This window comes from Dyella sp. RRB7, from assembly GCF_022761115.1.
GTDB lineage: Bacteria > Pseudomonadota > Gammaproteobacteria > Xanthomonadales > Rhodanobacteraceae > Dyella.
Genome location: NZ_JAKWJS010000005.1, coordinates 197,448 through 216,893, shown reverse-complemented (window position 1 = coordinate 216,893; position 19,446 = coordinate 197,448). Strand labels below are relative to the sequence as shown.

Sequence of the window (19,446 nt, the reverse complement as noted above, 5' to 3'; positions counted from 1 at the left end):
GCATTGAAGGATGCCGCGCTTGCGCGGCACCCTTCGGTCAGTTGAGCTTGAACACGATACGGCGCTTGTCCTGTGATGCGATCGGAGAGCCGTCCTGGGTGGCTGGCTGGTACTTCCAGCGACTCACGGCCTCGACGGCGGCACGATCGAACACATGGCGCGGCTCCGCATCGACCACCTGCACGTTGTCGACATTGCCGTCAGGCGTGATGGTGAAGCTCACCTCCACCCAGCCTTCCTGGTTGGCGCGCACCGCCGTGACCGGATAACGCGGGCTGACGTTGCGAATCAGCACCGGGCCATGCGTTGCCGCCGAGCTGGTGGCCGCAGCGGTAGCCGGCGCTGCCGACGTCGATGATGGCTGGCGAGCCGCTTCGCTCTGTTGCTGCTGGGCAAGACGTGCCTGCGCAGCCTTCTGCTGCTGCTCGGCCACCGCCTTCTGCTGTGCCTCCGACGCCTGGCGCTCGGCTTCCGCCTTATCGGCGGCGGCCTTCTGGGCGGCCAGCTGCGTCTGCTTCTCCTTGTCCGAGGCCAGCTGCTGCTCGCGATCCTGCAGCTTGCGCTGGGCATCGAGCTTGGAGCGCAGGATGGTCAGGGTGTAGTTGGCCGGATCCGCCTTCGCCAGCAGGTCGATCTGGCGCTGCGCCTCGTTGAAGTCGCGCTGGTTGATCGCCTGCTCGGCAACGCTCGCACCCACCGGGAACGTCTCGCGCAGCGCGTCGGAGGCCACCTGGTTGCCCGGGTCCTTCTCCAGCACATTGAGATAGAACTCGAACGCGTTATTGCCTGCGGGCGCCAGCAGGCGCTGCTCGTTCACCGCCTTGCGGGCTTCGGACAGCAGCTGGTTGAGACTCATCGCCGCCACATTGGCGGGCGCCGGCGGAGCGGCGCGACCGGCGGTCACCGGTGTCGACGGATGTCCGCCAGCCTCCGACTCAAGCAGATCTTCATGCGGCTTGATGATAAGGAACCATGAAGCTGCCGCGAGCACGGCGACGACAGCGACAATGGCAATGGCAGCAGGCCGGACGGCCCCACGCGCACGGCGACGCGCATGACGTATATATCGGGTATCCATGGTCTCTCGCTGAGTGGCATCAGATACCCGCGCTTTTTCCCCCTGTGGTCCAGGAGCGGAGAACCTCCCCAGGCTCTCCGCGGCGCGGATGTGCGAAAGGTAACCGTAATGCAGCACTACGGCAAATCGCACGTAGCTTCACCGCTGCCGCATGCCCGCCCCGATCGGCGCGGGTGTTGCGCTGGCGCGGCGCTCGCGCCGGCTAAGAATTTTTCGTACCCCTGAAACGAAGCGTCCCGGCATGGGCCGGGACGAATCGCTCTTTCGAATGTTTCTCCCCGCGCTGGGCACCGCGGGGAGAAAAGTCGGTGATGCTTATTTTATGTGTAAGCGATGCTTACTTCTTCGAGGCCTTGGCGGCCTTGGGTGCCTTGGCAGCCTTGGTGGCCTTCACCACCTTGGCGGCGGCAGCCTTGCGAACGGTCTTCTTGGCGGCCTTCTTTGCCACCTTCTTCACGGCAACCTTCTTCACGGCAGCCTTCTTGGCAGCTGCCGGGCGCTTCTTGGCAACAGCTTTCTTGGCGACCTTCTTCACGGCGGCCTTCTTGGCGGCCGGCTTGCGGGCTACCGGCTTCTTGGCGGCGGCCTTCTTCACGGCGGTCTTCTTGGTCGCCTTCTTGGCGGCCGGCTTCTTTGCAGCGGCTTTCTTGGCAGTGGCCATAGTTCGTCTCAGCTCCTCATCAGTTGGCAGTGGTTGCCCAGTAAAAGCATGTAGGAACGCCTCCACAAGCAGATCGCTATTGGTGGCGTGCCGAAGATTGTTCACCTGACGACGGGTGCGTTCGTCAGACAAGGGCCTCAGAACGTGCAGTGGAATCGAGACCGTGATCTTGCGTACTGCGCCGGCCTTTTCTCCATGCTCGATATAAGGCTTGATGAATTTCGATATTGCCATGGCACCCGTTCTCCGTGTTCCGATGCGAAAGCTATTCCTGAAGATTTCAACTGTCAATTGATTTTAGTCATGAAATCAATCCGTTTCATCCACCCCCAGGAGGGTCCAAACCCCCGCCGGACAAGGCCTGGAGGGGGGCATGACGTATTTTCAATCAGACGTCCATACCGCTAGACGAAAATACGTTCCTATAATCAATAATTGCGTAAAACCCGCATAAAACAGGGTGTTTGTGCGATTTACAGCCACCACATCCGCACCATTGTCAAGTGCATTCAGGCGCCGAGCGAGCGCGCCATTCGGACGCCCGATCGCGGTCTTCCTGGATGAACGAAACACGACTGGATTGACCGGTCGGCGGCTCGGAAAGATTTTCGCCCTCCCCCGCCTCGGACACCGCGAAAGGGGTCTCGAACGGTCGTCGCGAGGATCTTCGCCCATCGTTTCCCGACTTCGCCTTGGACATCTATCGGCGCATTCGGCGGAATCTGCAGACGCGTATTCGCCGCCCTGATCATGACCGGCGAGGCGCCGCCGAGGCTGCGAAGCATCCCGTGTCGATACTCAAAAAGACGCCGGCCGCGTGGGGCGGCCGGCGTCAGGCAAAGCGTCGAACGCGGTGCTCAGTGATCTTCGTTCTCGACCAGCTCGGCATAGGCGTCCGCATCGAGCAACTCGTCCAGCTCACTGCGGTCGCTGGCGCGAACCAGGAAGATCCAGCCGTCACCGAAGGCGTCTTCGTTGATGGTTTCCGGCTTGTCGTTGAGGATCTCGTTGACCGCGACGATCTCGCCCGACACCGGGCTGTAGATGTCCGAGGCGGCCTTGACCGACTCCACCACGGCCACGCCATGACCGGCCTGCACGCTGGTGCCGATCTCCGGCAGCTCCACGTAGACCAGGTCGCCCAGCTGGCCCTGGGCATGTTCGGAAATACCCACGCGCACCAGGCCATCGTCTTCGACGCGGGCCCATTCGTGGGACTTGAGAAATTTCAGATCGCCGGGAATCTCGCTCATGATCGAATCCAGTCGTTGATATCGGGTCGGTGGTGGAGCGGTCATTCTAGCCGCTTCACCCGGATGGCAACACGGGCCATTGCAAAGGCCCGGGCGCCGGGAAGTGTCAGATGCCTTCGCAGGGCTTGCCGTCGCGTACGAACGGGTACTTCACCACGCGTACCGGCACCTCGCGGCCGCGGATGTCCACACGCACGTCGCCTGGCTCGCCTGCCGGAATGCGTGCGAAGGCCACCGCCTTGTTGAGCGTCGGCGCGAAGCTGCCGGAGAGGATCTCGCCGGCACCGTTGGCGGTGAGCACCGGCTGGCCGTGACGCAGCACGCCCTTGTCGTCCAGCACCAGACCGACCATCACGCGCTTCACCCCGTCGGCCTTCTGCGCCTCGAGTGCCTTGCGGCCGATGAAGTCGCGGCCTTCGTCGAGCGCGATGGTCCAGCCGAGGTTGGCCTCCCACGGCGACACGGTCTCGTCCATGTCCTGTCCGTAGAGGTTCATGCCTGCCTCCAGGCGCAGGGTGTCACGCGCACCCAGGCCGGCCGGCGCGACGCCGGCCGCAGCCAGTGCCTGCCACAGCGCCACGGCATGCTCCTGCGGCACGATGATCTCGAAGCCGTCCTCACCGGTGTAGCCGGTACGCGCCACGAACAGCGGCATGCCATGCGGCCCCTGAGCGGCGGCCGCGGCGAACTTGCCAAGCTTGCCGATGCGCTCCTGGTCGATGTCGGCCAGCAGGCCGATGACCTTGGCGCGGGCGCCAGGGCCTTGCACCGCGATCATGGCGAAGTCGGGGCGCTCCTTCACCTGCACGTCGAAAGCCTTGGCCTGGGCCTCGATCCAGGCCAGGTCCTTGGCGCGGGTGGCGGCGTTCACCACCAGGCGGAAGAATTCCTCGCCGAGGAAGTAGACGATGAGATCGTCGATCACCCCGCCCTGCTCGTTGAGCATGCACGAGTACAGCGCCTTGCCCTGCACCTTCAGCTTGTCGACGCTGTTGGCCAGCAGATGGCGCAGGAACTCCCGCGTGCGGGGGCCGTGCAGGTCGACCACGGTCATGTGGGAAACGTCGAACATGCCGGCGTCTCGGCGCACCGCATGATGTTCCTCGATCTGCGAGCCATAGTTGATCGGCATGTCCCAGCCACCGAAGTCGACCATGCGCGCGCCGAGCGCACGGTGGGTGTCATTGAGTACGGTCTTCTCGGTCATCGCAGTCGTGCCCTGGGGAAAGGAGCATTATCGCCGCTGGCGCCGCTACATTCCAAGTTGAGCGGCCATTGACATGCCATGCGTTGGCGTATCCGAGGGATGTCTTGCGACGCGGCATGCGAAGGATGCGGTGTTGCGCGGCAAGGATGCGCCATCCTTTCCGGTCGTCATCCCCGCGAGAGCGGGGAGCCGGGGACGTTGGGCATTGCGCGAGGCGTCATGAAAGCCAAGGCGCCGGATACCTGCCTTCGCAGGGATGACGGTGCGGCAACGCTCAGCGCGACTGATGCGACTCCATGCCCGCCAGCAATTGCTCCACCACCTGCTCGGCCATCTGCTCGGCACGCCGCCCCGCGGTAAGCAGATGCAGCTCGGCGTGCTCGGGCGCTTCGTAAGGCGAATCGATGCCGGTGAAGTTGAAGATCTCGCCAGCCCGGGCCTTCCGGTACAAGCCCTTGGGGTCGCGCCGCTCGCATTCTTCCAGCGTGGTGTCGACGAACACTTCGAGGAACTCGCCCTCGTCGAACAGGCTGCGCGCAAAGCGCCGCTCGTCCTGGAACGGCGAGATCACGCAGACCAGCACGATCAGGCCGGCATCGACCATCAGGTGGGCCACCTCGGCCACGCGGCGCACGTTTTCCACGCGCGCCTCCGCGGTGAAGCCCAGGTCCTTGTTCAGGCCATGGCGCAGGTTGTCGCCGTCCAGCATGTAGGTGTGGTAGCCCAGCGCGTGCAGACGACGCTCCACCAGGTTGGCGATGGTCGACTTGCCCGCGCCCGACAGGCCGGTGAACCACAGGCAGCGGGCCTGCTGGCCCTTGCTGGCGCTGCGGGCCTCCTTGTCCAGGTCGGTGTGCTGCCAATGCACGTTGGCCGCGCGGCGCAAGGCAAAGTCGAGCATGCCGCAGCCGACCGTGGCGTGGGTCTGGCGATCGATCAGGATGAAGCCGCCCAGGGTGCGGTTGTCGGCATAGGACTCGAAGGCGATGGCGTGGTCGAGGTCGATGTTGCAGTAGCCGACCTCGTTGAGCTCCAGCCGGCGCGCCGCCAGCTCGGCCTGCGTATTCACATCGACCTTGTGCTTGATGCTGCTGATGCGCGCGTTGACCGTGCGCGAGCCGACCTTCAGCCAATAGGCGCGATTGGGCAGCAGGGGCTCGTCGCCCATCCACAGCACGTGCGCGGCGAACTGGTCGGCCACCGGGGCCGGGCGCAGCGCATCGGCGATCACGTCGCCACGGCTCACGTCGATTTCACGGTCCAGCGTCAGCGTCACCGCCTGGCCCGCGACCGCCTTCGACAGGTCGCCATCGGCGGTGACGATGCGTTCGATGCGCGCACGGCGCATGGCGGGCTGCACCACGATTTCGCTGCCCACCGCGATGCTGCCGCCGCACACGGTGCCGGCGTAGCCGCGGAACGAGGCATCGGGCCGGTTCACCCACTGCACCGGCATGCGGAAATCGACCGCCTGCGTGGCCGCCGTATCGGCGGCTTCCAGCAGCTCCAGCAGGCAAGGCCCCTGGTACCAGGGCATGCGTGCGGAGCGCCGGCCCACGTTGTCGCCATCCGGCGCCACCACCGGCAGGCCATGCACCGTGGTGATGCCAAGCTGCACGGCGAGCTCGCGGTATTCGTGGGCGATGGCCGCGTAGATGTCCTCGCGGAAGTCGACCAGGTCCATCTTGTTGACCGCCAGCACCACCTGGCGGATCCCCATCAGGGCGCAGATATAGGTGTGGCGACGCGTCTGCGGCAACAGCCCCTTGCGCGCATCCACCAGCACCACGGCCAGCTCGGCGTTCGAGGCGCCGGTGGCCATGTTGCGGGTGTACTGCTCATGCCCCGGGCAGTCGGCCACGATGAAACTGCGGCGCGGCGTGTGGAAGTAGCGGTAGGCCACGTCGATGGTGATGCCCTGCTGGCGCTCGGCATCGAGGCCGTCGGTGAGCAGGGAGAAGTCGAGCGCCTCGGGGGCCTCGGCGTGCAGCCTGCGGCTGTCGCGCGCCAGCGCGGCGAGCTGGTCGTCCGGCACCATGCCGGCGTCGTACAGCAGGCGCCCGAGCAAGGTGCTCTTGCCGTCGTCGACGCTGCCACAGGTGATGAAGCGAAGCAGCTGGGCGGTGTCCTGCGCCGTGATGGGGGTGAACTCCACGGTCGCCATCAGAAATAACCCTCCTGCTTCTTGCGCTCCATCGAGGCGCTGGCATCGTGGTCGATCACCCGGCCCTGCCGCTCGGAACTGCGCGAGGCGGCCATCTCCTCGATGATCTTGTCCAGCGTGTCGGCACTCGAAACCACCGCACCGGTCAGCGGGTAGCAACCGAGCGTGCGGAAGCGCACCTCGCGCAGCTGGACCACTTCGCCCTCGCGCAGGACGAAGCGCTCGTCATCGACCATGATCAGTGCACCGTCGCGCTCCACCACCGGCCGCGGCTTGGCGAAATACAGCGGCACCACCGGGATGTTCTCGCGGCGGATGTAGTGCCACACATCCAGCTCGGTCCAGTTGGACAAGGGGAACACGCGCACGCTTTCGCCCTTGTGGATCTGCGTGTTGTAGGTATGCCAGAGCTCCGGGCGCTGGTGCTTCGGGTCCCAGCGATGCTGCGCATTGCGGAACGAGAACACGCGCTCCTTCGCGCGCGACTTCTCCTCGTCGCGCCGTGCGCCGCCGATGGCGGCATCGAAGCCGTACTTGTCCAGGGCCTGCTTGAGCGCGGCGGTCTTCATCACATCGGTGTGCACGGCCGAACCGTGCACCAGCGGCGAAATACCCTGGCGCACGCCCTCCTCGTTGATATGCACGCGCACCTCGACGTCGCCTGCCGCCGCCACCTGGTCGCGAAAGGCGATCATCTCGCGGAACTTCCAGGTGGTATCCACGTGCAGCAGCGGCATCGGCGGCGGCGCCGGATAGAACGCCTTGCGCAGCAGATGCAGCAGCACGGAGGAATCCTTGCCGATCGAATAGAGCATCACCGGGCGCCCGAAGGCAGCCGCCGTCTCGCGGAAAATGTGGATGCTCTCGGCCTCGAGGGCGTCCAGATGGGACATGGAAGACATTCGTTGTTTCACTGGGCCTTGGCCTGGGCGTCCGGGACGCGGGCGGTCATCCGTGGGGAATCTAGCGGAAAACGACAGGCGGAGCACCGCCGCCCCCGGGGAAACGGAACAGAACGCACAAGTCCCGCGGGCGCTGACCGCCACCTTCATTTCGTCACCACCCATGCGCCAGACTCCACTAAGATCGGTCTCATGAGTACGTCGATGGCGACAGGAAGCGCACAACTCGATGCCACCGCCACGCCGCCCCGGCTGCAAGTCGCGGGCGACTGGACGCTGGCGCACTACGCCTCGCTGGAGCAGGCCGTCGCCGCGCTCAAGCCCCCGCTGGGCACCGATACCGTCATCGACCTGAGCGGCCTGGGCGCCCTGGACACCGCGGGCGCCTCCCTGCTTGCCGAAGTGCTGGGCGCCTCCCGCCTGGGCGACCTGGCCCAGGCCGACCCGACCCTGCCGGCCGCCCAGCGCGCCCTGCTGCAGACCATCGGCGCGGCGATGGCCGACTACAGGGAGCCGAAGCTCATCCGCCAGGGCAACACCCTGACCGACCTGCTCTCGCGCATCGGCGCGGCGATGGAGAACGTCTGGCACCAGCAGGTGCAGTTGCTCGGTTTCATCGGGCTCACCCTGCAAACCTTCGCGCGCACCGTCCTGCTGCCGCGCCGCTGGCGTGTCACCTCGCTGGTGGCGCACCTGGAGGAAACCGGCCTGGATGCCGTGCCCATCGTGGTGTTGCTTACCTTCATGGTCGGTGCCGTGGTCGCCTTCCTCGGCTCCACCGTGCTGGCGGATTTTGGCGCCACCATCTATACGGTGGACCTGGTGGCGTACTCGTTCCTGCGCGAATTCGGCGTGCTGCTCACCGCCATCCTGATGGCCGGCCGCACCGCCAGCGCCTTCACCGCGCAGATCGGCTCGATGAAGGCCAACGAGGAAATCGACGCGATCCGCGCGCTGGGACTCGACCCCATGGAGCTGCTGGTACTGCCACGCGTGCTGGCCATGCTGGCCGCGCTGCCGATGCTGACCTTCCTGGCCATGATCGCCGGCCTCGTCGGCGGTGGCCTGGTCTGCGCGCTGGTGCTGGACATCCCGCCGGTGATGTTCGTCAACCTGATCAAGTCGGATATCGGGGTGCGGCATTTCCTGGTCGGCATCGCGAAGGCACCCGTATTCGCCTTCCTGATCGCGGTCATCGGTTGCCTGGAGGGCTTCAAGGTCAGCGGCAGCGCCGAGTCGGTGGGCGAGCACACCACCTCCAGCGTGGTGCAGTCGATCTTCGTGGTGATCCTGATCGATGCCGTCGCCGCGCTGTTCTATATGGAGATGGGCTGGTGAGCGCCGTACCCAAGCCACCGCCGCAGGACGATGTGATCCAGGTGCGCAACCTGGTCAACCGCTTCGGCGCGCAGGTCGTGCATGAACACCTGGACCTGGATGTGCGCCGCGGCGAGATCCTCGGCGTGGTCGGTGGCTCGGGCACCGGCAAATCGGTGCTCCTGCGCAGCATCGTGGGATTGCAGCGGCCTACCTCGGGCCAGGTCCACGTGTTCGGCAAGGACCTGCTCAGCCTCTCGCCCGACCAACGCTCACTGACCGAGCGCCGCTTCGGCGTGCTGTTCCAGAACGGCGCCCTGTTCTCCTCGCTCGACATCGTCGAGAACGTCGCCATGCCGCTGATCGAACACGCCGGCCTGACGCGACCGGATGCCCAGTCCCTTGCCGGCGTGAAGCTGGCGCTGGCGGGCCTGCCGGCGGGCGCCGAGACGAAGTACCCCTCCGAACTGTCCGGCGGCATGGTCAAGCGCGCGGCGCTGGCGCGGGCCTTGTCGCTCGATCCGGAAATCCTGTTCCTCGACGAACCCACCGCCGGCCTGGACCCGATCAGCGCCGCGGCGTTCGACCAGCTGATCCTGACCCTGCGCGATGCGCTGGGCCTCACCGTATTCCTGGTCACCCACGACCTGGACACGCTCTACACCATCTGCGACCGCGTGGCCGTGCTCTCGCAGAAGAAAGTGCTGGTGGTCGGCCCACTCGACGAGGTCGCCAGGTACGACGACCCGTGGGTGCAGGCCTATTTTCATGGTCCGCGTGGCCGTGCGGCGGAAGAAGCCCACGCCAACGAACCTTCCCCAGAGGTGAAGTGATATGGAAACGCGAGCCCATCATGTGTTGATCGGCCTGTTCACCGTGATCGTGGTGGCGGCGGCTCTGCTGTTTGCGTTGTGGCTGGCCAAGTCCAGCTCCGACAAGCAGTTCGCGGATTACGAGATCGTCTTCAACGAGGCGGTGACCGGCCTCTCCAAAGGCAGTGCCGTGCAATACAACGGCATCAAGGTCGGCGACGTCAGCCAGCTCAAGCTCGACCCGCAGGATCCGCGCAAGGTGCTCGCCTGGGTCCGGCTTGGCGGCGATACGCCGGTGCGCCAGGACACGCACGCCAAACTGGCGCTGACGGGCGTCACCGGCCTGGCAGTGATCCAGCTCAGTGGCGGCTCGCCACAAAGCCCGATGCTGGTGGGCAAGGACGGCAACCTGCCGGTGATCGTGGCCGACCCTTCGCCGCTGTCCCGCATCCTCGCCAATGGCGAGGATCTGGTGGTCAACATCAATGAGGTCGTCGCCCGCGCCAGCGCCGTGCTGTCGCCGGAGAACATGGACCGGATCGGCCGCACCCTGGACCACCTGGACAAGGCCACCGGCGCGATCTCCGACCAGCGCGACGACATCCGCACCTTGCTCAAGCAACTCGCCGAAGCCAGCCAGCAGGCCAATGCCACGCTGGCGCAGACCCAGCAACTGGTGCAGACCACCAACGGCCTGATCGACCACCAGGCCCGCGCCACGCTCGACAGCGCGCAAAACGCCATGGCCTCGCTGGAACGCTCCACCGCCAATATCGACCACCTGCTCAGCGACAACCGCGCGGCAATCAATGGCGGCCTGCAGGGTTTCAGTGAACTGGGGCCGGCGGTGCGCGAACTGCGCGATGCCGCCGGCTCGCTGCGCGGCATCTCGCGCCGCCTCGATGACAACCCGGCCAGCTACCTGCTCGGCCGCGACCGCAACAAGGAGTTCGTGCCATGAGGCTTTCCGCCCGCCACCTGCCGCTGCTCACCGCGATCGCGCTGCTCAGTGCGTGCTCGATATTGCCCAAGGTGGAATCGCCGGACATCTACCGCCTGCCCGCCACGCCACTGGCCCACGCCAGCGCGCCGCCGGTCGGCTGGTCGCTGCGCGTCGATACGCCCCAGGCCGAGCACATGATCGATAGCTCTCGCATCACCGTGCTGCCGCAGCCTGACGTGATCAGCGTGTACAAGGGCGCGCGCTGGAGCGACTCCGCCACCACCCTGCTGCGCAACCGCCTGGTCGATGCCTTCCGCGATGACGGGCGCATCGCTGCCCTCAGCAGCGATGACGACAGCCTGCAAGCCGACTACTCGCTGTCGGGCGACCTGCGCGCCTTCCAGTCCGAGTATCAGGGCACCCAGCCGGTGGTGGTGATCCGCTTCGATGCACGCCTAGTGCAAAATACGGGCCTGCGCATCGTGGCAACCCATCGCTTCGAAATCACCCAGCCGGTGGCCGGCACCGCCGTTCCCCAGGTGGTCACCGCCTTCGGGCAGGCCACCGATGCCCTGGCCAACCAGCTGGTGGCGTGGACTATGCAGCAACCGCTCGAACCGCATGGCGGGCATGGGAATGGATAGCTTGCGGGGTCGGCGCCTTAGCGTCCCGCTGGCCGAAGCCGGCGAAAGGTGAGGTTGATTCGCGGCCCCACGGCCGCGCTGGTCTTGGGCAGATCGTGCAGATAGAGCCGCTGCGTATCGCCCGCCATGCGCAGCAGGCTGCCGTGCCCGAGTTCGATGACGTGGACGCTGCGTGCGTTTTCCGCACGGCGCGGCTTGAGCCGAAAGCGGCGCACGGCGCCAAGGCTCAGCGAAGCGATCACCGGCTGTGGGCCAAGCTCCGCTTCGTTGTCGCTGTGCCACCCCATCGAATCGTGGCCGTTGCGATAGAGATTGGCCAGCACGCTGTTGAAGCGCGCATCGCAGGCCACTTCAAGCCGGTCCCGCAGCGCCGTGAGCCCCGGCGTCCAGGGGCGCGGCTCGAAACGCGTGTGCGAATAAACATAGGTGGCGTCCTCATCGCCGATCCAACAGCTCAGCCGGGGCGAGTCGACCTCACGCCCGTAGATGCGGATGCGATGAGTTTCCCAGGGTATCGTCGCCTGCAGTTCGGCGAACAGCGCGTCGGCCTGCGCAGGCGCCAGCCAGTGCGGCCATAGCGAGAGTTCCGCACCCGGTAGCGGCAGCGTCTGCCAACCATCGGGCGCCATGTCGTCAAACAGGCTCACGCCGTCACTTCTCGTTTGCGCCGGATCAGGCAATGCCCGGAAACGATGGCTCCACGTCCAGCGTCGCGGCACACACTGAAGCCAGCTCCAGCAGGCGCAGATCCGAGCCACGCGCGCCTACCAGTTGCAGCCCGATCGGCATGCCGTTGGGCAGGTAACCCATCGGAATGCTCACGGCCGGGCAACCCGCAAGGCTGGCGAAACTGGTCAGGTCGGCTTGCGAATCGGGCACCGGGCCATCCAGCGGAAACGCGCCTTGCGGCGTGGTGGGCAGCACCAGCACATCGATCTGGGCGAACAGCCGGCGCATCTTGAGCGTGGCCGCGTCGAGCACGCGATCGGCCGCCGCATAGTCGGCCGCGCTCTTGCCCGCCGCATAGCCGAGCAGGCGACGAAAGTGTTCGGACACGCGATGCTCGGTATCGGCAAGGTCGTCGGCAAAGGTGCCGAGCATCTCCGCCTCCATCAGCAACAGGCCGGCCCGGCGCGTGCGCGCGAAATCCCAGTCGGAGAAATCCACCGTGCGGCGCTCGCCCAGTTCGCGCGGCCACCTGGCCAAGGCCGCTTCGAACACTTCGATGACTTCCGGCAGCACGCCCAGCGCCGCCAGGTTGGGCAGGAAGCCGGCGCGCAGGCGGCCCGGCTCCCAGTCCGGCGGCGCCAAGGCCACGCGACGGCGGCGCGAACGTGCATCGTCAGCGTCGTAACCGGCCAGCACCTGCAGCAGCACGGTGAGGTCGTCCGCACTGCGCGCGAGCAGGCCCACCGTATCGAGCCGGCGCGCCGCCGGCACCATGCCCCGCGCGGATATCTCACCATGGGTCGGCTTGAGAGCGTAGATGCCGCAATAGCTGGCGGGGATGCGGATCGAGCCCAGGCTGTCCGACCCCACCGCCGCCACCGCCAGGCCCGCCGCCACCGCCGCAGCGGCGCCGCCCGACGAACCGCCCGCGGTATAGCCATGGCGATGCGGGTTGTGGGTGGCGCCGTAGTGCGGGTTGTTGGTGACCGCGCCCAGGGCGCCTTCGTCCATATTGGTCTTGCCCACCAGCACGGCGCCGGAGGCGCGCAGGCGTGCCACGGCGTGCGCATCATCCAAGGCGGGCTGCTGACGCCCGGCCAGACCGGCATGGGTGGGCCAGCCGGCCACGTCGAAATTGTCCTTGAGCGCTATCGGCAGGCCATCAAGCCGTCCGATGACGCCGTCGCGACGACGGTGCTGGGCCGCCAGTGCCTGTTCCTGCAGCATGGCCGAACTCAGGCTGACATAGGCATTGAGCTGCGGATTGAGACGCTCGATCGCCTCCTGGTAGACCTCCGCCAGCGTCTGCGGCTGCACCCGCTCCACCGCCAGCCAGTGCAGCAGCTGACACATCGTGGCCCGACGGAGGTCGAGATCGCTGATCGGAGGCTGCTGGTTCATGGTTTCGTCCGTGGCGTTTGCTGCTGGGTGATTATCGCTATGGCGGATGAAGGGTTTGCAAGGGTTCGTGCAGCGTCCGTTGCCCGGCACGGCCTGAATCCGGACAATGCCACTTTGCCCGTTCCATACGTCAGGGAACGGAAACATGCCGCACTAGCCAGCTGGAGCCCGCCATGAGCGACCGCGAAACCATGGAATACGACGTCGTCGTCGTAGGCGCAGGCCCGTCCGGGCTTTCGTTCGCCATCCGCCTCAAGCAGTTGAAGCCCGACGTCAGCGTCTGCGTGATCGAGAAGGCCTCCACCATCGGCGCGCAGATCCTTTCCGGCGCGGTGATCGAACCGCAGCCGCTCGATGCGCTGCTGCCAGGCTGGCGCGACAATCCGCCACCGATCTGCGTGCCGGCCGGCGAGGACGAGTTCCTGCTGCTCAGCAAGACCGGCTCGCGCAAGCTGCCGGTGCCCCCAGGCATGAGCAACCATGGCAACTTCATCGTGTCGCTGGGCGCCATGTGCGCCTGGCTGGCACCGCAGGCCGAAGCGCTGGGCGTGGACGTGTTCCCCGGCTTCGCCGCCGCCGACAACGTCTTCAACGACGACGGTTCGGTGGCCGGCGTGCGCATCGGCGACATGGGCGTGGCCAAGGACGGTTCGCACAAGCCCAGCTACACCCAGGGCATCGACATCAAGGCCAAGGTCACCGTGCTGGCCGAAGGCGCCCGCGGCAGCCTCACCAAACAGCTGATCAAGCGCTTCAAGCTCGACCAGGACAGCGACCCGCAGGGCTACTCCATCGGCATCAAGGAGCTGTGGCAGGTGCCGGCAGGCCGCGTAACGCCGGGCAAGATCGTGCACAGCTTCGGCTGGCCGGCCGACAGCCACACCTACGGCGGCAGCTTCCTGTATCACCTGGACAAGGACCGCATCGCGCTGGGCTACGTCAGCGGCCTGGACTACACCGACCCCAACTACCAGCCATGGGAGGCCTTCCAGCAATGGAAGAACCACCCGTCGGTGAAGTCGCTGCTGGAGGGCGGCAGCATCCTTTCCGCCGGCGCGCGCGCCATCGTCACCGGCGGCTACCAGTCGCTGCCGAAGCTGGAGATGCCCGGCGCGCTGCTGATCGGCGATACCGCCGGCCTGCTCAACGTGCCCAAGGTCAAGGGCACCCACCAGGCCATCAAGAGCGGCATGCTGGCCGCCGAACACCTCGTCGCCAACGATCTGAACCCGGCCGGCTTCGACGCCAAGCTGCGCGCGTCGGACGTGATGGCCGAGCTGAAGAAGGTGCGCAACATCAAGCCCGCCTTCAAGAAGGGCCTGTGGTTCGGCATGTTGAATGCGGCGTGGGAAACCGTCACCGGCGGCGCTTCGCCATGGACGCTGAAGAACAAGGCCGACTGGGCCTCACTGCACAAGCTCGGCCAGCAGGAAGAACCCAAGCGCGACTACGTGCAACCGCGCGAACTGCCGCCGCGCGATCGCCTGGCCGGCGTGTACTTCGCCGCCACCGAACACGACGAAGACCAGCCCATCCACCTGCACGTATCCGACACCAACGTATGCGTGACCAAGTGCGCGGTGGAATACGGCAACCCCTGCACCCGCTTCTGCCCCGCCGGCGTTTACGAGATCGTCGACGGCGAAGCAGGCAAGCGCCTGCAGATCAACGCCGCCAACTGCGTGCACTGCAAGACCTGCGACATCAAGGACCCGTACCAGATCATCAACTGGGTAACCCCAGAGGGTGGCTCGGGGCCGAATTACCAGAATCTGTGAACTACGAACTTACATGGCGACTGGGTAGACTCCTCCACTTCGCGCGTCGCGTGAAGGGCAGCATCGCCTTGCGCGGCTGGCACGGCACAATCAGCCGCATCTTCCAGGAACGCTTGCGGGTGCAGTCGGCCTTCCGATCCGGGCCAGACCAGGACCCGATTCTTCCGGCCCCCTCCCCCCCATTCCACGCCAAGCATGGGCAGCGGCGAATGCTGGTGGTCGACAGCATGACACCCGACCCTACCCGGGATTCGGGTTCGCTGCGGCTCACCCAGATGCTCGACTTGCTGCACCAGGACGGCTGGTCGCTCGACTTCTTTGCCGACGATGGCTACGCCACTGTCGACGATGTCCGCCGCCTGGCCGAGATCGGTGTCACAGCTCACCAGGGGAATCTGCTGCGATGGTTGCGCGACCATGGCGCCGACCTGGATGCCATTCTGCTCTGTCGACAGCCGGTTGCATGCCAATATCTGGGACTCGCCCGGAAGCTCGCGCCTTCGGCCATCGTGGCCTTCGACACGGTTGATCTTCATTACCTTCGCGAGCAACGGGCGGCGGAACTGGCCGGCAGCAATCGACTGCATCGCCATGCGGCGCAGTCGCGCAAGCGTGAACTCCATGCCATTTCACTCAGCGACGTCACTTTCGTGGTCAGTCCGGAAGAACAGGCCACGCTGACCCGCGAGCTTCCCGACGCACGCGTCGAACTCCTGAGCAACATCCACGAGATCCATGGCCGAGGCCAGGGATTCGAGGCCCGTCGCGACCTGCTTTTCATTGGCGGCTTTGGCCACCCGCCCAACGCGGACGCCATGCACTGGTTTGCGGCGGAAATACTGCCGCGCTTGCGTGTCGAAGAGCCCGGCATTGCATTGCACGTGGCAGGGGATATCGACGAGCCGTCCCGGCTTGCCCTGGCGCGCGATGGCATCCATATCCACGGGCGCGTCAAGGACCTGGGGCCACTCGTGGATAGCTGCCGCATTTCGGTCGCGCCGCTGCGCTTCGGCGCCGGCGTCAAGGGCAAGGTCAACCTGGCCATGAGCCATGGGCTGCCGGTGGTGGTGACCTCGGTCGCAGCCGAAGGCATGTACCTGGTGAATGGCATCAATGCCCTGATCGCGGACGACGCTGCCGGATTCGCCGAGGCCACTCTCCGCCTCTACCGTGACGGGGATCTTTGGCAACGACTGTCGAATGCGGCACTGGACAACGTTCGCGATCATTTCTCTGTCGACCATGCCCGACAGACGTTGCAACAGGTGTTTGCGCCCGCGATTCCCCGGACCGGTGCCTGATGTGAAGCGGCTACTGCTTCCCCTCAAACGCTGGTTGGCTGGCAAGCCCAAACTCCGGCGGCGACTGGTCAATGCGATCTACCGGCTCCCTGGCCTTGATTTGCGGCTACGCAACCTGCTGAACGCCACCGAGCACGCCAAGAGCGCCCCTGTCGCGGATGCCATGCATTTGCCGGAAGCCGCGTGCACCGTGCGCAGCAGGCTGCGCGCGCGGATGCCGGCCCGATGAAATTGCTGCTGGATATGCAGGGCACCCAGTGCCAGAGCCGCCATCGTGGTATCGGCCGCTATAGCCTGGGCCTGGCCAAGGCATTCGCTGCATTGGCTGCGGACCGGCACGACGTACGCTTTGCGTTCAACGCGCAGCTCGACGAAGCCGCAGATGCCGTGATCACCGCACTGGCGCCCCATGCGGACGGCAGGCAGCGGCTATGGATCAAGTCGCTTGGTCACGTCTGCGCCCAGCAGGCGGGCAACGAAACGAGGCGAAGGGCCGCCGAAAGAGTCGTTCGCCACGCCGTGGAGCAATCCGGCACAGACCTGGTCTGGTACAGCAGCATGATCGAGGGCTATGCGGATGACGCGGTAATCCCCGAGACGCCGGTACATGGCGCGTTGTCCGTAGCCACGCTTTACGACCTCATCCCCCTGCACGACCCTGATGCATACTTGAACCATCCCCGCGTACGCACGTGGTATGAGGACAAGGTACGTGCGCTTTCGCAATGCGACCTGCTGCTTTCGATATCGGAATGGGTGCGCCGGGACGCCATGGACCGTCTTGGCCTAAGCGGCGAACGCATCGTCAATATCGGTGCCGGCGTCGACGAGCGCTTCAGGCGCCCGGCGAACATCCCGGCGCTGCTCCCGGACGTCCAGCATCGACATGGCATCGTCAAGCCGTATGTGCTTTACAACGGCGGCTTCGACGAGAGGAAGAATGTCGCCCGCCTGATCCAGGCCTTTGCGGATCTGCCAGCGGATATTCGCGCGCGGCACCAGCTCGTCATTGTTGGTCGCGTCAGCGACGAACAGATGGCCTTGCTATCGGCAGCGATCCGGCGTTCGGGCCTTGCGCAAGGCAGCATCGTATTCACGGGGTTCGTATCGGACGACGCACTCATTGGCCTTTACGCATGCTGCGCATTGTTTGTGTTCCCCTCGATGCTGGAAGGGTTTGGACTTCCGCCGCTTGAGGCCATGGCTTGTGGTGCGCCGGTCATCGCGAGCAATACCACCAGCCTGCCCGAAGTGATGGGCGAGGCAAGAGCCACCTTCGATCCGACCAGGAGCGGCGCCATCACCGAAAAGATGCGCAACGTACTGGGCCATGCCGCTTTCGCGGACGAGTTGCGGGCGCACGGCCAGCGTCAGTCGCAGAAGTTCACCTGGCGCGCCGTGGCGGAGCGCGCGCTGCTTGCTATCGAGCAATTGCCGACGCGTCGCGTCGCCAAACCGGCGAGAAACAACAAGAACACCTTACCGTCGCTACTCTGTCTTTGCGGCAGCAACCCACCGGCCTGGCTCGGCCAACTGCACCGGCATTATCAACTGGAGATCACGCAGATACCTGCCGATGATGCGCCGCCGGTTCGGGAGCGTCTGCGCGACGCCCAGCGCATGCTTTACGTCGTGGGCGAAGACGAGATTTCACGAATCGCGTCGTGGATGCCGGCGTGGCCGGGTGCCGTTGTGCTTGGCGCAGCAACAGGCCCTGTGTCACCACTTGTCAACCAGAAGAACCTCATCGCGATCCGCTATCGGGTCCAGGGGTTTGGTGGCCTTGGCAAGCTGGGCCGTGACGCCCCTAGCCGCTGGCAAACCGCAGCGCCCGTGTTGCGCGACAACTGTCTGGGTATTTTCGTCAACCATGCCGAGGCCCCGCTTGCTCAAGGCATGGGTGACGGAATGCCCATCGCCGTCCTGCCGCAAAGCGAGCAAGCCTCATTCTGTGCCGCGCAGCTTGAGGAGTGGCACCGCACGTCGCCTCTCGCACGCGAGCTCGACCTGCTGCGCGAGCTCAGCATAACCGTCGCGCCATCCCTCGACGAAGACGACCTCGCCCGCGTCAGCGACGCCATCGCTTCTGCGCGCCCGCCCAGCGGACCGTCCCGATGGCTGGTCGATGTAACGCAGATCGCGCGCAACGACATTGGCACCGGTATCCAGAGAGTTGTCCGCTCGATCCTGAGGCACTGGCTGCAGACGCCGCCCGCTGGCGTCCGCATCGAGCCCATTGCCTTCGCCGATGGCCGCTATCGCTATGCCAGGCGTTATGCCCTGGGCTTGCTGGATCTGCCGCCGGACGCCCTGACCGATGAGATTGTCGATGCGCGCCCTGGCGATACCTATGTGGGCCTTGACTGGATTGCCGAGACGCTGCCCGCCAGCGAACCCCAGCTGCGCGAATGGCACAGGCTGGGCATCTCCTTCCATTTCGTGATCAACGACCTCTTGCCGGTTTCGATGCCCGAGGCCTTCCATCCCTACGCGCGTGATCTTTTTTCCGGCTGGTTGCGCCGGGTATGCGCCCTGGCCGATCACCTGCACTGCATTTCGCGCGCCACCGCCGCGGAGCTGGCCACCTGGCTACGGCATGCCGACCTCCCCTATCAGTTCGGGCGCATGCCCTCCATCGACAGCTTCCCGCTGGGCGTGGAGCTCACCCGACGGGACACCACACCATCCGCATTGCCACCGGAACTGGCCCAGGCGGCAACCGCGCGCCCCACCCTGCTCATGGTTGGCACGCTCGAACCGCGCAAGGGGCACACCCAGGCGCTGGATGCCATCGAGCAGCTCTGGGCGCAAGGGCAGGACCTCAACCTGGTTATCGTGGGCCACTACGGCTGGCTGGTGGAGTCCCTGGTCAGACGCCTGGAAAACCACCAGCAACGCGGCCACCGCCTGTTCTGGCTGGACCAGGCCGATGACGGCATGCTGGCGTCGATCTACGCAGTCACCACCGCTTTGCTGGCACCGTCATTCGGCGAAGGCTATGGCCTTCCACTGGTCGAGGCGGCACACCGAAGACTCCCCGTGATTGCACGCGACCTCCCCGTCTTCCGCGAGGTCATGGACGAATATCCGTCGTACTTCACCGCGTCCGCCCCCTCCGAACTGGCCGACGCCATCGCCGAATGGCTGGCCCACCGCCCACTTCCCGGCCAGCCACGGCATTGGCCAAGCTGGCAGGAAAGTGCCGCAGCATTGGCTCACGCCGTACAGGCTTATGGGCACGGGATGGCCGACGAGGGGGTTCAAACGATCGTTTGAACCTGGTTACAATGCATAATCCCCCTCTTTGACAGCTCTC

16 protein-coding genes are annotated in these 19,446 nt (G+C 65.6%); 8 read left to right on the top strand and 8 right to left on the bottom strand.

Going from position 1 to position 19,446, the window contains the following annotated elements; translation table 11 throughout:
* Positions 1-37 precede the first annotated feature (37 nt).
* The 6 genes from MJ606_RS13475 to cysD all read right to left on the bottom strand — a co-directional run bounded on the left by MJ606_RS13475 (position 38) and on the right by cysD (position 7,265).
* Positions 38-856, bottom strand: coding sequence for an energy transducer TonB (locus MJ606_RS13475; protein WP_343214820.1), 819 nt, complete (start codon positions 854-856; stop codon positions 38-40).
* A gap of 559 nt (positions 857-1,415) precedes the next feature.
* Positions 1,416-1,973: a met regulon transcriptional regulator MetJ gene (metJ, locus tag MJ606_RS18325; protein WP_279236850.1), complete on the bottom strand. Its 558-nt coding sequence runs from the start codon at positions 1,971-1,973 to the stop codon at positions 1,416-1,418.
* A 623-nt stretch (positions 1,974-2,596) separates the two neighbouring features.
* Entirely contained in the window at positions 2,597-2,992 is a 396-nt protein-coding gene (gene gcvH / locus MJ606_RS13465) for a glycine cleavage system protein GcvH (RefSeq protein WP_243050044.1), read from the bottom strand.
* Positions 2,993-3,098: 106 nt separating this feature from the next.
* The gene (gene gcvT, locus MJ606_RS13460; RefSeq protein WP_243050043.1) at positions 3,099-4,199 is read right to left on the bottom strand and encodes a glycine cleavage system aminomethyltransferase GcvT; all 1,101 of its coding nucleotides are present in this window, start codon (positions 4,197-4,199) and stop codon (positions 3,099-3,101) included.
* Between the two features lie 274 nt (positions 4,200-4,473).
* Positions 4,474-6,363: a sulfate adenylyltransferase subunit CysN gene (gene cysN / locus MJ606_RS13455; protein ID WP_243050042.1), complete on the bottom strand. Its 1,890-nt coding sequence runs from the start codon at positions 6,361-6,363 to the stop codon at positions 4,474-4,476.
* Positions 6,363-7,265 carry a sulfate adenylyltransferase subunit CysD gene (cysD, locus tag MJ606_RS13450; RefSeq protein WP_243050041.1) on the bottom strand — a complete coding sequence of 301 codons (903 nt, stop codon included), beginning with the start codon at positions 7,263-7,265 and terminating at the stop codon, positions 6,363-6,365. The genes cysN and cysD overlap by 1 nt, the downstream gene beginning before the upstream one ends.
* Before the next feature lie 192 nt (positions 7,266-7,457).
* Between cysD and MJ606_RS13445 the strand changes: the two genes are divergently transcribed.
* The 4 genes from MJ606_RS13445 to MJ606_RS13430 are packed head-to-tail and all read left to right on the top strand — an operon-like array spanning position 7,458 to position 10,981.
* Entirely contained in the window at positions 7,458-8,603 is a 1,146-nt protein-coding gene (locus MJ606_RS13445; protein WP_243050040.1) for an MlaE family lipid ABC transporter permease subunit, read from the top strand.
* Positions 8,600-9,415, top strand: coding sequence for an ABC transporter ATP-binding protein (locus tag MJ606_RS13440; RefSeq protein WP_243050039.1), 816 nt, complete (start codon positions 8,600-8,602; stop codon positions 9,413-9,415). Before MJ606_RS13445 ends, MJ606_RS13440 begins: the two co-directional genes overlap by 4 nt.
* A 1-nt stretch (position 9,416) precedes the next feature.
* Entirely contained in the window at positions 9,417-10,355 is a 939-nt protein-coding gene (locus MJ606_RS13435) for an MlaD family protein (protein ID WP_243050038.1), read from the top strand.
* Complete coding sequence (locus MJ606_RS13430; RefSeq protein ID WP_243050037.1) at positions 10,352-10,981, top strand: ABC-type transport auxiliary lipoprotein family protein; 630 nt, start codon at positions 10,352-10,354, stop codon at positions 10,979-10,981. Before MJ606_RS13435 ends, MJ606_RS13430 begins: the two co-directional genes overlap by 4 nt.
* 17 nt (positions 10,982-10,998) lie before the next feature.
* Here MJ606_RS13430 and MJ606_RS13425 read toward each other — a convergent pair whose 3' ends face one another.
* The gene (locus MJ606_RS13425; protein ID WP_243050112.1) at positions 10,999-11,610 is read right to left on the bottom strand and encodes an alpha-ketoglutarate-dependent dioxygenase AlkB; all 612 of its coding nucleotides are present in this window, start codon (positions 11,608-11,610) and stop codon (positions 10,999-11,001) included.
* A gap of 43 nt (positions 11,611-11,653) precedes the next feature.
* Entirely contained in the window at positions 11,654-13,051 is a 1,398-nt protein-coding gene (locus MJ606_RS13420) for an amidase (protein WP_243050036.1), read from the bottom strand.
* A gap of 173 nt (positions 13,052-13,224) precedes the next feature.
* Here MJ606_RS13420 and MJ606_RS13415 point away from each other — a divergent pair, with 173 nt between their 5' ends.
* The 4 genes from MJ606_RS13415 (at position 13,225) to MJ606_RS13400 (ending at position 19,406) form a co-directional block, all read left to right on the top strand.
* A complete protein-coding gene (locus tag MJ606_RS13415; protein ID WP_243050035.1) occupies positions 13,225-14,829 on the top strand; it encodes an electron transfer flavoprotein-ubiquinone oxidoreductase in 1,605 nt (534 codons plus the stop codon).
* Positions 14,830-15,056: 227 nt separating this feature from the next.
* Complete coding sequence (locus MJ606_RS13410) at positions 15,057-16,130, top strand: glycosyltransferase (protein WP_243050034.1); 1,074 nt, start codon at positions 15,057-15,059, stop codon at positions 16,128-16,130.
* Between the two features lies 1 nt (position 16,131).
* Positions 16,132-16,359, top strand: a complete 228-nt coding sequence (locus tag MJ606_RS13405) for a hypothetical protein (RefSeq protein WP_243050033.1) — start codon at positions 16,132-16,134, stop codon at positions 16,357-16,359.
* Positions 16,356-19,406 carry a glycosyltransferase family 1 protein gene (locus tag MJ606_RS13400; RefSeq protein ID WP_243050032.1) on the top strand — a complete coding sequence of 1,017 codons (3,051 nt, stop codon included), beginning with the start codon at positions 16,356-16,358 and terminating at the stop codon, positions 19,404-19,406. Before MJ606_RS13405 ends, MJ606_RS13400 begins: the two co-directional genes overlap by 4 nt.
* Positions 19,407-19,446 lie beyond the last annotated feature (40 nt).